This window comes from Breoghania sp. (genome assembly GCF_963674635.1).
In the GTDB taxonomy this organism is placed as follows: domain Bacteria; phylum Pseudomonadota; class Alphaproteobacteria; order Rhizobiales; family Stappiaceae; genus Breoghania.
Window position 1 is genome coordinate 754022 of record NZ_OY771475.1, and the last position, 13763, is coordinate 767784.

Genomic DNA, 13763 nt, shown 5'->3' on the forward strand with positions numbered 1-13763 from the left:
CATATGCTGTGGTTAGCGCGTAGTCCTGTGCATATCCAGTTGCCGTTGCGTGATCGCCTGAAATGGCGGTCGTAATCCGCAGAAAGGACGAGGGAAATGGTCGGAAATCCCAGCGGAATATTTTCTCCGGCCCGTTATTCGAATAAACGTTCCGATTGAAAATTTGCAGCGATTCTTGAGCAAGGCTTAACTCTCCTGCGAGCATAGTCGCCGCAACGCCATGCCTTGAAGGGTTTTCCCGCATGGCGACGTGTTCTTCCTCGCGAAGACGCGGTCCGGGAAAACCCGTGAAGCTGGCCTCCGCGCGTGAACGGGGAGTGGCGGGCGATGAACGAGCCGTTTGGGATGATGTCAGGCGAAGTCGCAAAAAAGAAGATCATGCGCCACAGCGCAGCCTACAAGCTGCCACTCAGCGCGCTCGATATTGTGGTCGTCGATGATTCCAAGCAGATGCAGACGATCATCCGCTCTGTTCTCCTGGCGATGCGGGTTGCGCGCGTGCGCACCTTCGATACGGCTGAAAAAGCCTTGCAGGCGATGCTGACCGAGCCGCCCAATCTGATCATCACAGATTGGCGCATGGAACCGGTGACCGGCTATCAGCTTCTGAGATCGATTCGCCACCGTCAGATGGCGCCCTTGTGTTTCGTGCCGGTTCTGATGATCACGGCGCACACGACGCGGCCTTTGGTGGAAAAGGCGCTGAAGGCGGGGGCACATCACGTGCTGGCCAAGCCGCTCGCGCCCAACGCGTTGCACCAGCGCATCGAATGGATCGCGCGCGACGAGCGAAAGTTCTGTCTGGATCCGGGGCAGGATTTCTTCGTCATCGATGGCGTCGCGGCGGCCTTGGCGGTTCAGAATGAGCGGCGCCAGGCGCTTGACAATGCGCGTCTTCACCATGCCCGCAGTCTGGGCGGTGAGAGCAAGACCTATCGGGCCAAGTCGGTGGCGCCGAACAAGACCACGCAGACGCCGGCGGAAGAGCCGCTGGTCCTGGAGGAGCGCAAGTCGTCGCGCGGCATGGGCGATCTGGTCAAGCCTGCGTCCGGCGCATTCCGCGCCGCTGCCGCGATACGCGCGGAAACGGATGCTGCGCTAAAGGCGGCGGCGGAGAAGCCAAAGGCGCCACAAGCCAAGGGCGAGGGCGGCAAGCCAACCGGGGGCAAGCCCTCCGGCAACCGGCCGCAGGGCAGCGCCGGACCTGTAAGGCGTTCTCCCAGCCGGTGAGCCTGCGTCTTTGGCACGATCTCCGTCTTTGACTGGACACGAACGTTCCGGCGCGTCATAGTCCGCGCAAATCTCAAGACATATGGGATAGGCGATGAAAACGTTTCTGCTTCAGATCTTCACCTGGTGGAACGGGCAGACGCTCGGCACGCGCTTCTTCACCTGGCGCAAGGGTCAGTTCGTGGGCGAGGACGAGTTCGGCAACAAGTATTATCGCACCCGCGATAACGCACGGCGCTGGGTCATCTATAATGGTGTGGCGGAGCCGAGCATGGTGCCGGCGGGCTGGAATGGCTGGATGCACCACCGTGTCGACACGCCGCCCACGGAAGACAACTATCAGCCGAAGTCCTGGCAGCAGCCGCATCAGCCGAACCTGACGGGCACCGCGCGGGCCTATCGGCCGCATGGTTCCATCCTGACGCCAGAATCGCGTCCGCAGGTGAGCGGCGACTACGATGCCTGGTCGCCCGAGGGCTGATGTATCGCTTTGAAAAGTGCTCGTAAGCCACGACGCTTTTAACGCTATGGAAGACAGATCCCTGCGCAAGACTGAGCGCGACAATCGTTTCAAGCCCTCGGGATCCCCGGGGGCTTCTTGATTCCGCGGGGCGCTTATCGGTTTGGCTGCAGGCCGTGTCCGGGATCCGCAATCCAGGATATGCGCGGCTTGCGGCCTGCGTCATTTTGTAAAGTTGATATTGATCCTCAAGAATATAGCGTTAAAGAAACTACAGTACTTCTCGCAATCCGTTCCTCCAGGATGCCTGACCATGGTCGTCGGCGTTTCCCGATCCCCAGCTCCCGATACTGATGACACTCCCGCAGCTTCAGGGGATGCGGCATCTGCGCGTCCGGCAAGGGGCGGCGGGTTCCCGCTGACCATGGCGGTGCCGGGGCATCCTTTGCGTCTTGTCTCCTATGCGTGCGGGCGCAATAGCCAGCGCAAGCTGGGCGATATGGGGCTGACGGTGGGCGTCGCGCTTGCGGTTGTCAGCGCTGAGGCGGGCGGTCCGTTGATCGTCGCGCTTCGTGGAACGCGGGTCGGGGTGAGCATGGGGCTTGCCCACAAGATCATGGTCGTGGAGGCCAAGGAAGGGTGATGACGCGGCTGGATGAACTCAAGGTGGGTGAGAGCGGCAAGGTGACCGGTTACACGGATCGCACCAGCTCCTATCGCCGCAAGCTCCTTTCGATGGGGCTGACGCCGGGCACCATTGTGAAGGTGGTGCGCAAGGCGCCGCTGGGCGACCCGATCGAAATCGATTTGAGAGGCACGGCGCTTTCCGTGCGCAAGGACGAGGCCCGTATCGTTGCCATCGAGATGGCGTGAACGAAGGGCGCAGCCGTGGCTAGGCTGCAGGAAGGCCGTGGAATGAACAATCTGACTGTCGCCGTCGTCGGTAATCCCAATTGCGGGAAGACGACGCTTTTCAACGCCCTGACCGGATCGCGCCAGCGCGTGGGAAACTGGCCGGGCGTGACCGTTGAGCGCAAGACCGGCACCTTCAAGCTGGCGGATGCGGCGATAACCGTGGTCGATCTGCCGGGTACCTATTCGCTGGGGCCTGCAGAGACATCCATCGATGAGCGCATTGCGCTCGACTATGCCGTCTCCGGCGAGGCGGACCTCCTGGTCAATATCGTCGATGCCTCCAATCTGGAGCGCCATCTCTATCTCACCACGCAGCTTCTTGAGATGCGGGTGCCGATGCTGATCGTCCTCAACATGATGGACATCGCGCGCCAGAACGGGGTGGAAATCGATGTGGCCGCCCTTCAGGCGCGGCTCGGATGCCCGGTTGTGCCCGTGGTGGCGAGCCGGGGCGAAGGCGTGGACGCCTTGAAGCGCACGATGGCTCAGGCCGCAGACGCGCGGGCGCTGCCCGAAGCTTCACCGAGGTTCGATCCTGTTGTGGAACGGGCGCTGGATGCCATTTCCGCCCGCCTGCCGGAAAGTCGGCTCGATGCGCGCTGGCAGGTTCTGCAAATGCTGGACGGAGACGAGCGCCGGATTTCGGCTCTGCCGCCGGAGCTCGCCATGGAAGTGCGGGAAACCACGGCAGCGGTGGAAGAGGAGGCGGGTGAGGATCTCGATATCCTGCTGGCCGATCGTCGCTACCGCTTTGCCGCTGAGGCCGTGCAGGCCGCTGTCACCCGTCCGCGCGAGGCCTCGCGCACGCTGACGGATCGCATCGACCGGATCGTGCTGCACCGGTTCCTGGGCATCCCGATCTTTCTCGGCCTCATGTATCTGATGTTCATGTGGACCATCAATCTGGGCAGCGCCTTCATCGATTTCTTCGATATTGGCGTCGGGGCCGTGATGGTGGACGGGCTGGGCCATGTGCTGCGCTCCATGGGGCTGCCGAGCTGGGTGGTCGTTGTGGTGGCGGACGGGATCGGCGGCGGCATCCAGACGGTTGCGACCTTTATCCCTGTCATAGGATTTCTCTATATCTTCCTGTCTTTGCTGGAAGATTCCGGCTATATGGCGCGTGCGGCCTTCGTCATGGACCGCTTCATGCGCTCCGCCGGTCTGCCGGGCAAGGCCTTTGTGCCGCTGATTGTCGGCTTTGGCTGCAATGTGCCTGCCATCATGGCGACGCGCACACTCGACAATGAAAACGACCGCAAGGCCGCCGTCATGATGGCGCCTTTCATGTCCTGCGGCGCGCGGCTTCCGGTCTATGCGCTGTTTGCGGCGGCCTTCTTCCCCTCAAGCGGGCAGAACATTGTCTTCGGCCTCTATCTCATTGGCATCGCGGCGGCGGTCGGCACGGGCTATCTGCTGCGCTCCACGCTGCTGCGTGGCGAGACATCGCCGCTGGTCATGGAATTGCCGCCCTACCACATGCCGATCTTCCGCAATGTGGCGATCCACAGCTGGGAGCGTCTGCGTGCCTTCATCGTCGGGGCCGGCAAGGTCATCGTCGTCATGGTGGCGGTGCTTTCTGTGCTGAACCTCGTTGGAACGGATGGCTCCTTCGATGAGGTGGAGCCGGACCAGTCGGTGCTGGCAGCGACCAGCCGTGCGGTGGTGCCGCTCTTCAAGCCAATGGGGCTCAATGAAGACAACTGGCCAGCCGTTGTGGGTATCGTCTCCGGCATTCTCGCCAAGGAAGCGGTGGTCGGCACACTGGATTCGCTTTACGGCGCGCTGGCGAGCACGGGCGAAGAGGAAGAGGCTGCCGACGACAGAGGCGCGCTCGGTATCGTGACGGATGGCCTTGGCGAAGCGTTTGCCACCATTCCGGCAAACCTGCTGGCGCTGGCCGATACGGTGACCGATCCGCTGGGCCTCAGCGTCGGCGATGTCGCCTCCATCGATCATGCGGCGGAAGAACAGGACGTGCAGGCTGGCACCTTCGGTCAGATGCAGGCGCGGTTCGTCGGGATTTCGGGCGCGTTTGCCTATCTGCTGTTCACGCTTCTCTACATGCCGTGCACGGCGGCGATGGGCGCGATCTACCGCGAGGTGGGCGGGCGCTGGACGCTGTTTGCCTCGGGCTGGACCATGGGGCTCGCCTATGGCGCGGCGGTGGTCGCCTATCAGGTCGGCCAATTCTCGCAGACACCGCTGGTTTCGGGGGCATGGATCGCCGGGGTTTTCGCCGCCTTCGCCGTCGTTATCGCGATGATGCGCCAAAGGGGCGGGGCGAGGATCGCGAAGCCGGTCCCGCTGGCAGCGGAATAGGAGAGGGCAGATGAGCGGATTGAGAGAATTGCGCGATGCGCTGCGGGCGGAACGCAAGCTGTCGCTGGACGTGCTGGCGCTCAGAAGCGGCTCCAGCCCCTCCGCGGTGGAAGCGATGCTGGAGCAGTGGGAGCGCAAGGGCAAGGTCAAGCGCCACGGCCCCGAGCATTGCGCAGGCAGCGCGTCCTGCTGCTGCGCCACCAGTTGCCCCAGTGCCGTCGTCTATGAGTGGGTGGCGGATTAGAGGCGTTCGGAAGGGGCTGTCTCGTGAGCAGGGTCGCGCCGCCGAGGCATACGCGTGTGCGGCCCATCCTTCGAGACGCTCCCTTTGGTCGCTCCTCAGGATGACGTTGTGGGTGGGGTTGGCTCTTCAGGATGGCGCTGCGCGTGTTGATTGCTTCGTTCGGTTGCCAGTCACACATATAACGTCATCCTGAGGAGCCGTCGCAGACGGCGTCTCGAAGGATGGGCCCAACGCTCAGGTCTCACAGCATCAAGCCTCGGGAATCAAAAAGGCCCGCTCCTCGTCACAGGGAGCGGGCCTCTTGTTTCGTCGGTGCGATGCGACCTACTCGGCCGGTTCGATGGCCGCAAGGCGGCGGTCGACATAGTCGCCGCAGTTCTGGATCAGCTCATCGATATGGCCTTCGAAGAAGTGGTTGGCTCCCTCGATGGTCTGGTGGTCGATGACGATGCCCTTCTGGGTCTTGAGCTTGTCCACCAGCGTCTGCACGTCCTTGGTCGGCACGACCTTGTCGTTGTCGCCGTGGATGATCAGGCCGGAGGAGGGGCAGGGCGCAAGGAACGAGAAATCGTTCAGGTTCGCGGGCGGGGCCACCGAGATGAAGCCTTCCACCTCGGGACGGCGCATCAGGAGCTGCATGCCGATCCACGAGCCGAAGGAGACACCGGCGATCCAGCAGGCGCGGGCATCCGGGTGGACGCTCTGCACCCAGTCCAGCGCGGAAGCCGCATCGGACAATTCGCCCTGACCATGGTCGAAGGAGCCCTGGCTGCGGCCGACGCCCCGGAAGTTGAAGCGCAGCACCGCGAAGCCGCGCTTCGCGAACATGTAGTACATCTGGTACACGATCTGGTTGTTCATCGTGCCGCCGAATTGCGGATGCAGATGCAGGATCAGCGCGATCGGCGCCGTGCGCTCCTTGGCGGGGTGAAAACGGCCCTCGATGCGGCCGGCCGGGCCATTGAAGATGACTTCAGGCATAAGTTCGGATCGTCCTTCTCGCCTTTCGGCGGATATCGGGGTTTCGAGGTGCTTTTTGCAGGCGCCGTTCCTTGACTTGGAACAGGCGTCTTCCTAAAACCTTCTTTAGAATAGTTCGAAAGACAGGCAGGCGTCCACCAATGAGTCGAACGGGCGACGGGTCGAACGAGCTTGCGCGTCCTTTGAAGTTCAGTGCTGTTATCGTCACGACGGCTGTGAATTTCAAGGATTTCTGCATGGCGATTGCGCATCATTAGCGCAATTGTTCGAATCTCTCGCGCGCCAGAGGCTCCTGGCAGCGTCTCATGCACACTGGATCGACCCGGGAAAGGGCGATCGGGGGCAGTCAGGACAACGAAAACAGGCGGTTTGCGTCACATGAGCAAAGGCTCGCGCACCTATCTGGACCATAACGCGACGACGCCCCTGCTGCCGCAGGCGCGCGAGGCGATGGTTGATGCGCTGACCATGGTGGGCAATGCCTCTTCCGTTCATGGCGAGGGCCGTGCGGTGCGCGCGCGGATCGAATCCGCACGCAGGGCCCTTGCAACCGCAACGGGTGCATTGGCGCGCAATGCGATCTTCACCAGCGGCGGCACGGAAGCCAATGTGACGGCGCTGTCGCCGCGCTTCACCATCGGTGGCGCGGAGCATCGCGCGACGCGGGCCTTCATCTCGTCAGTGGAACATGCCTGCGTGATGGCCGGTGGTCGCTTTGCGCCTGAGGACATCACCGTTTTGCCGGTCGATGGCAACGGTATCGTCGATCTGGACAGGTTGAAGGCGCTGGTGGCGGCCGAGGTTGAGGCGGGCGGCCTGCCGTTTGTCTCCGTCATGGCGGCCAACAACGAGACAGGCGTCTTGCAGCCGGTCGCCGAAATCGGCGCGAGTCTTCGCGAGATGACCGAGGGCCGGGAGCCGGGCTTCGTGTTCCATGTGGATGCGGTTCAGGCGCTGGGGCGCATACCGGTCGATATCACGGCCTGGGGTTGCGACATGCTCACCGTGTCCTCGCACAAGATCGGCGGGCCGCAGGGCGTTGGCGCGCTTGTCTATGCCCGCGAGGCGTTCCGCGTCCCGCCGCTTGTAACCGGCGGGGGACAGGAAATGCGCAAGCGCGCGGGCACGGAAAACACCGCCGGGATCGCGGGCTTTGGGGCCGCCTTGCAGGTTATGGCCGAAAATGGCGAAAAATACCGCGATTTGGCAGAACTTCGGGATTGGCTGGAAGAATCTCTGACCCATATAAACAGCCACACGGTGATCTTTGCGCGCGACGTTCCGCGTCTCGCCAACACGATCAGCTTCGCCGTGCCGGGAATGGTCGCGGAAACCGCGCTGATTGCCTGTGATCTTGCCGGTGCGGCGCTGTCGTCCGGTTCGGCCTGCTCGTCGGGCAAGGTCACGTCATCGCATGTGCTGGACGCCATGGGCGTAGCAGGGGATCTGTCGCGCGGGGCGCTGCGCGTGAGCCTCGGATGGACCACGACGCGCGAGGATGTGGAGCGGTTCGCGGATCTCTGGCAGGGGATCGTTCAGAAAATGAAGCCGGCTTCGTCCGGTCAGGCGGCCTGACGGTCGCCAACAGAGGGAAATCTTTCGGTTTTGCCGGGCGATTTCAGGTACTTGAGTGCCAACATCGTGATACTGTCCGCAAAACGTTTGTTGCCGGACAGTCCTTGAAGACTTCGACAACACGCGGTCCTTGAAACCGCGCTGGATGGAGAGGCCAATGCCTGCAGTACAAGAGACGATCGACCGCGTGCGGGAGATCGACGTCGAACAATACAAGTATGGCTTCGTTACGGACATTGAATCCGACCGGGCCCCGAAGGGTCTGAACGAAGACATCGTTCGCTTCATCTCCGCCAAGAAGGGCGAGCCGGAGTGGATGCTGGAATGGCGGCTTGATGCCTATCGCCGCTGGCTCACCATGGAAGAGCCCACATGGGCCCGGGTGAGCTATCCCAAGATCGATTTCAACGACCTCTACTACTACTCCGCGCCCAAGAAGGCCGGGGATGGTCCCAAGAGCCTCGACGAGGTCGATCCGCAGCTTCTGGAAACCTACGAAAAGCTCGGGATCCCGCTGCGCGAGCAGGAAATCCTTGCAGGCGTTGCCCCTGAAAACCGTATCGCGGTCGATGCGGTCTTCGACAGCGTGTCCGTCGTGACCACCTTTAAGAAGGAACTGGCCAAGGCCGGGGTCATCTTCTGCTCGATCTCCGAGGCGATGCGCGAGCATCCCGATCTGGTGAAGAAGTATCTGGGCACGGTGGTTCCGGTCACTGACAACTATTACGCCACTCTGAATTCGGCTGTCTTCTCAGACGGGTCCTTCGTCTATGTGCCGGAGGGCGTTCGCTGCCCGATGGAGCTGTCCACCTATTTCCGCATCAACGAGCAGAATACCGGCCAGTTCGAGCGCACGCTGATCATCGCGGAGAAGGGGGCTTACGTCTCCTATCTGGAAGGCTGCACGGCGCCCCAGCGCGATGAGAACCAGCTTCACGCAGCCGTCGTGGAACTGATCGCGATGGAAGACGCGGAGATCAAGTACTCCACCGTTCAGAACTGGTATCCGGGCGATGCCGAGGGCAAGGGCGGCATCTACAACTTCGTGACCAAGCGCGGCGATTGCCGCGGCGCGCGCTCCAAGATCTCCTGGACGCAGGTGGAGACCGGTTCCGCGGTGACGTGGAAATACCCCTCCTGCATCCTGCGCGGGGACGACAGCCGGGGCGAGTTCTACTCCATCGCCATTTCCAACGGTCACCAGCAGATCGACTCGGGCACCAAGATGATCCACCTCGGCAAGAACACGTCGAGCCGGATCATTTCCAAGGGCATTTCGGCGGGCAAGTCGCAGAACACCTATCGCGGTCTCGTCTCCGCCCACCGCAAGGCGTCCAACGCGCGCAACTTCACGCAGTGCGACAGCCTTCTGATCGGGCAGGACTGCGGCGCGCATACGGTGCCTTACATCGAGAGCAAGAACGCCAGTGCGATCTTCGAGCACGAGGCGACGACGTCCAAGATCTCCGACGATCAGATGTTCTACTGCCTGCAGCGGGGCCTGGGCGAAGAGGAGGCGGTGGCGCTCATCGTCAACGGTTTCGTGCGCGACGTCATCCAGCAGCTCCCCATGGAGTTCGCGGTTGAAGCGCAGAAGCTTATCTCGATCTCGCTGGAAGGCTCCGTCGGCTAAGGCTGACCGTCAAGCTCCAAAGGATGAATGGGCCCAAGGGCCTGAAAGGGACACAGTGGCGACCGTGCGGCGAACCGGAATACCGGTGACGCGCAGGTGACGGCCACAAAGCTGGAAAGACGAAGATAATGGCACTGCTTGAAATCAAGAACCTGCACGCCCGCATCGCCGAAGACGGCACGGAAATCCTGCGCGGCGTCAATCTCACCGTGAATGCCGGTGAAGTCCACGCGATCATGGGCCCGAACGGCTCCGGCAAGTCCACACTCTCCTATGTGCTGGCGGGCAAGGAGGACTACGAGGTCACCGAGGGCGAGATCCTGTTCAACGGCGAGAACATCCTGGAAATGGGCCCGGACGAGCGCGCGGTGGCGGGCATGTTCCTCGCCTTCCAGTATCCGATCGAGATCCCCGGCGTTGCGACCATGACCTTCCTGAAGGCGGCGCTCAATTCGCAGCGCAAGGCGCGTGGGCTCGGCGAACTGCCGACGCCGGAATTCATGAAGCTGGTGCGCGAGAAGGCCGCCAAGATGAACATCTCCGCGGAGATGCTGAAGCGTCCGCTCAATGTGGGCTTTTCGGGTGGCGAGAAGAAGCGGTCCGAAATCCTGCAGATGGCGCTTCTGGAGCCGACGCTCTGCGTGCTGGACGAGACCGATTCCGGCCTCGACATCGATGCGCTGAAGGTGGTCTCCGACGGTGTGAACGCGCTGCGCTCTGCGGAGCGTGCGATGGTCGTCATCACCCATTACCAGCGCCTGCTCGACCACATCGTGCCGGATGTTGTCCATGTGCTGTCCGCGGGCCGGATCGTCACCACGGGCGGGCCGGAACTGGCGCTTGAGTTGGAAAAGAATGGCTATGCCGACTATGTCGGCGCGGCGGCGTAACGGGTGCGAGGGCTAGCGATATGACAGCGGACAAGGATGCGCTGCGCACGGCTGCCGAGCGTGCGCTGATCGAACAGTATGAAGCGGCCAAGCCGGGCGATGCCGTGGCGGCCTTGCGCGAGAAGGCCTTTGCGGGCTTCCGCGAACGGGGCTTGCCGCACCGCCGGGTGGAGGAATGGAAATATACCGACCTCCGCCGTGGCATGAGCGAGGCGCTGCCGATTGCCGAGATGCCGTCGGCGGATGAGGCGAAAGCAGCCGTGGAGGCTGTTGCGGGCTTCGGCGACATGGCCGGAACGCGGATCGTCTTCGTCAACGGGCTCTTCGCGCCGGAGCTTTCAACGCTCCAGGCGGTCGAGGGGCTGACCATCACGTCGCTGGCGGCGGCGCTGGCTGAAGGGGCCCCGGAAGGTCTGGGCGATCTGGCGGCTTCTGTCACCGACACCGCGCTTGATCTCAACACCGCCTTCATGCGCGACGGTGCGCTGATCACGGTGGCCGATGGCGCGATGATCGAAAAGCCGGTGGAGATCATGCATGTGGCGGCGGGCGAGCCGGCCGCGACCTATACCCGCCATGTGGTGCGTGTGGGCGCAGGCGCTTCGGTCCGCTTCACCGAGGTCTATTCCGGCAAGGGCGCCTACCAGACCAACACCGCGATCGAGTTCTCCGCCGCCGACAAGGCGCAAGTCGTCTGGAGCAAGCTCCAGAACGAGGATCATCAGGCGCAGCATCTCTCCACCTTCGTTTCGCAGCTTGAGGCTGAGGTGAATTTCGATCACTTCGTCTTCAATGCGGGCAGCCATCTTGCGCGTACGCAGGCGTTCCTGCGGTTCAATGGCGAGTACTCGAAGGCGGGTCTTCGCGGCGCGATGCTGATCGGCGAAGACCAGCACTCCGATGTGACGCTGGTGGTTGATCACGCGGTGCCGAATTGCGAAAGCCGCGAATATTTCAAGTCCGCCATCGACGGCAAGGCCTCGGGCGTTTTCCAGGGCCGCATCAATGTGTTCCAGCATGCGCAGAAGACCGATGGACAGATGATGTGCCAGGCGCTTCTGTTGTCGGACGGGGCCGAAATGGCCTACAAGCCGGAGCTGGAGATTTTTGCCGATGATGTCCAGTGCGCCCATGGTGCGACCTCGGGACAGATCGACGAGGACCTGCTGTTCTACCTGCGCGCCCGCGGCATTCCGGAGGCGGAAGCCCGCACGCTGCTCATTCTCGCCTTCCTGTCGGAAGTGATCGAGGAGATCGGTGACGAGGCGGTCGTGGACGTGCTTGAGGAGCGCACCCGCACCTGGCTGGGCTATTGAGAACCGCGCCTTCAGGGCCGGGGTTTTGAAGGATTGTTGCGATGAGTGAGGCAGCCGCGGTTGCGGGCACGTCCGGTTACGACGTGGAGAAGGTGAGGGCGGATTTCCCGATCCTCTCCAAAGAAGTCTACGGCAAGCCGCTGGTCTATCTCGACAACGGCGCGTCGGCGCAAAAGCCGCAGGTCGTGCTCGACCGGATAATGCAGGCCTATTCGGAAGAATACGCCAATGTCCACAGGGGCTTGCACTATCTTTCCAACACCGCGACTGAAGCTTATGAGGCGGCGCGCGAAAGCGTGCGCCGCTTTCTGAATGCGCCGTCCACGGACCAGATCGTCTTCACCCGCAACACGACCGAGGCGATCAATCTCGTCGCCTATTCGCATGCGATGCCGACGATTTCCGAAGGCGACGAGATCGTTATCTCGATTCTGGAGCACCATTCCAACATCGTGCCCTGGCACTTCCTGCGCGAGCGGCAGGGCGCGGTGCTGAAATGGGCGCCGGTCGATGACGATGCGACTTTCCTTGTGGAGGAGTTCGCCAAGCTCATCACGCCGCGCACGAAACTTGTGGCGATCACGCATATGTCCAATGCGACCGGCACCGTGGTGCCGGTGAAGGAGGTCTGCCGGATCGCGCATGAGCATGGTGTGCCGGTGCTGGTGGATGGCAGCCAGGCGGCCGTTCACATGCCGGTCGATGTTCAGGATATCGACTGCGATTTCTACGTGTTCACCGGCCACAAGGTCTATGGGCCGACGGGTATCGGCGTTCTCTACGCCAAGAAGGAACGGCTGGAGGCCATGCGGCCCTTCAATGGCGGCGGTGAGATGATCCTCGACGTTACCGAGGACATGGTGACCTACAATGATCCGCCGCACCGGTTTGAGGCGGGGACGCCGCCCATCGTGCAGGCGATTGGACTTGGCGCTGCGCTCGACTATATGGACAGTCTGGGGCGTGAGAACATCGCGGCCCATGAGGCTGCCCTGAACGACTATGCCCATCAGGAACTGTCGAAGATCAATTCGCTGAGGATCTTCGGACGTGCGCCGGGGAAGGGCGCGATTATCTCGTTTGAGATGGAGGGGGTGCATGCGCACGATATTTCCACCATCATCGACCGGGAGGGCGTGGCGGTTCGAGCCGGCACACATTGCGCCCAGCCGTTGCTGGCGCGTTTCGGCGTGACGTCGACGTGCCGGGCATCGTTCGGGCTTTACAATACGATGGAAGAGGTTGATCGCCTCGCCGCGGCGCTGAAAAAAGCGCAGAAATTCTTCGCTTGAGGACGGATGCGATGACCGAAGAAACCACGATGGCCGAAGGGGCGCACAAGCTTGTGCCCGCCGAAGGTGCGCAGGGCGATGTCTCCAGCTCTGCGCTGCCCGCCGACGAGATCGCCCGGCTCACCGACGACATCGTCGCCGCGCTGAAGACGGTCTATGACCCGGAAATCCCGGTCGACATTTTCGAGCTTGGCCTGATCTACAAGGTCGATATCGAGGATGATCGCTCGGTTGCCATCGATATGACGCTGACAGCGCCGGGCTGCCCCGTGGCGGGCGAAATGCCGATCTGGGTCCAGAACGCGGTCGCGGCGGTGCCCGGAATTTCGCATGTGGATGTGAGCATGGTGTTCGATCCGCCGTGGGACCCGAGCCGCATGTCGGACGAGGCCCGCGTGGCGCTGGACTTCTTCTGAGCTGGCTTTTCGCGCGGGCCTTGGGGCCTTGTGTGGCTTTGCCGCCAGAACAACCGCAGATGCCCAGAACAACCTCAGATGCAAAGACGGAAGGACTTGGACGAAATGGCTAGGTTTCAGGTCATCACGCTGACGGATCCCGCCGCAGATCGCGTGCGCGAGATCGTGGAGAATTCCGACCGGGATGTTCAGGGCCTCAAGATCGGCGTGAAGCAGGGCGGCTGTGCGGGCATGGAATATACGCTCGACTATGTGAGCGAGCCGGATCCGGCCGACGATGTGGTGGAGACCAAGGGCGTGAAGGTCTTTGTCGATCCCTCCGCCGTTCTGTTCCTGCTCGGCACGGAAATGGACTACGAGGAAACGAAGCTGCGCTCCGGTTTCGTCTTCAACAATCCGAACCAGACCTCGGCCTGCGGCTGCGGGGAATCGGTTGAAATCGTTCCGGCAAGCCCGGACGCCCTCCTGCAGGGCTGAGAATGAACTGCG

At 62.3% G+C, this 13763-nt stretch carries 14 protein-coding genes; 13 read left to right on the top strand and 1 reads right to left on the bottom strand.

Annotated features, from left to right (window positions below; translation table 11 throughout):
* Positions 1-327 precede the first annotated feature (327 nt).
* The 6 genes from ABGM93_RS03300 to ABGM93_RS03325 all read left to right on the top strand — a co-directional run bounded on the left by ABGM93_RS03300 (position 328) and on the right by ABGM93_RS03325 (position 5171).
* On the top strand, positions 328-1230 hold the full coding sequence (locus ABGM93_RS03300; protein ID WP_321503471.1) for a response regulator: 903 nt from the start codon (positions 328-330) through the stop codon (positions 1228-1230).
* 94 nt (positions 1231-1324) lie between these two features.
* Positions 1325-1711 (top strand): NADH:ubiquinone oxidoreductase subunit NDUFA12, encoded by a 387-nt coding sequence (locus ABGM93_RS03305; RefSeq protein WP_321503473.1) that lies wholly within the window; start codon positions 1325-1327, stop codon positions 1709-1711.
* A 292-nt stretch (positions 1712-2003) separates the two neighbouring features.
* The gene (locus tag ABGM93_RS03310; protein ID WP_321503475.1) at positions 2004-2333 is read left to right on the top strand and encodes a FeoA family protein; all 330 of its coding nucleotides are present in this window, start codon (positions 2004-2006) and stop codon (positions 2331-2333) included.
* Positions 2333-2563 (top strand): FeoA family protein, encoded by a 231-nt coding sequence (locus tag ABGM93_RS03315; RefSeq protein ID WP_321503477.1) that lies wholly within the window; start codon positions 2333-2335, stop codon positions 2561-2563. The genes ABGM93_RS03310 and ABGM93_RS03315 overlap by 1 nt, the downstream gene beginning before the upstream one ends.
* Before the next feature lie 42 nt (positions 2564-2605).
* Positions 2606-4927 carry a Fe(2+) transporter permease subunit FeoB gene (feoB, locus tag ABGM93_RS03320; protein WP_321503479.1) on the top strand — a complete coding sequence of 774 codons (2322 nt, stop codon included), beginning with the start codon at positions 2606-2608 and terminating at the stop codon, positions 4925-4927.
* A 10-nt stretch (positions 4928-4937) separates the two neighbouring features.
* Entirely contained in the window at positions 4938-5171 is a 234-nt protein-coding gene (locus tag ABGM93_RS03325) for a FeoC-like transcriptional regulator (RefSeq protein ID WP_319773469.1), read from the top strand.
* A 324-nt stretch (positions 5172-5495) separates the two neighbouring features.
* On the opposite strand, the gene ABGM93_RS03330 is transcribed toward ABGM93_RS03325, so the two are convergent.
* The gene (locus ABGM93_RS03330) at positions 5496-6152 is read right to left on the bottom strand and encodes an alpha/beta hydrolase (protein WP_319773470.1); all 657 of its coding nucleotides are present in this window, start codon (positions 6150-6152) and stop codon (positions 5496-5498) included.
* 378 nt (positions 6153-6530) lie between these two features.
* Between ABGM93_RS03330 and ABGM93_RS03335 the strand changes: the two genes are divergently transcribed.
* From ABGM93_RS03335 to sufA, 7 genes are all read left to right on the top strand, one after another.
* Positions 6531-7727, top strand: a complete 1197-nt coding sequence (locus ABGM93_RS03335; protein ID WP_321503482.1) for a cysteine desulfurase family protein — start codon at positions 6531-6533, stop codon at positions 7725-7727.
* 157 nt (positions 7728-7884) lie between these two features.
* Complete coding sequence (gene sufB / locus ABGM93_RS03340; RefSeq protein ID WP_321503484.1) at positions 7885-9360, top strand: Fe-S cluster assembly protein SufB; 1476 nt, start codon at positions 7885-7887, stop codon at positions 9358-9360.
* A 134-nt stretch (positions 9361-9494) separates the two neighbouring features.
* The gene (sufC, locus tag ABGM93_RS03345) at positions 9495-10250 is read left to right on the top strand and encodes a Fe-S cluster assembly ATPase SufC (RefSeq protein ID WP_319774228.1); all 756 of its coding nucleotides are present in this window, start codon (positions 9495-9497) and stop codon (positions 10248-10250) included.
* Between the two features lie 20 nt (positions 10251-10270).
* Positions 10271-11566, top strand: coding sequence for a Fe-S cluster assembly protein SufD (gene sufD / locus ABGM93_RS03350; RefSeq protein ID WP_321503485.1), 1296 nt, complete (start codon positions 10271-10273; stop codon positions 11564-11566).
* Between the two features lie 41 nt (positions 11567-11607).
* On the top strand, positions 11608-12858 hold the full coding sequence (locus ABGM93_RS03355) for a cysteine desulfurase (RefSeq protein ID WP_321503486.1): 1251 nt from the start codon (positions 11608-11610) through the stop codon (positions 12856-12858).
* Positions 12859-12887: 29 nt separating this feature from the next.
* Positions 12888-13274, top strand: a complete 387-nt coding sequence (locus ABGM93_RS03360; RefSeq protein ID WP_319774229.1) for an SUF system Fe-S cluster assembly protein — start codon at positions 12888-12890, stop codon at positions 13272-13274.
* Between the two features lie 105 nt (positions 13275-13379).
* Positions 13380-13751, top strand: a complete 372-nt coding sequence (gene sufA, locus ABGM93_RS03365; RefSeq protein WP_319773475.1) for a Fe-S cluster assembly scaffold SufA — start codon at positions 13380-13382, stop codon at positions 13749-13751.
* Positions 13752-13763: the final 12 nt, after the last annotated feature.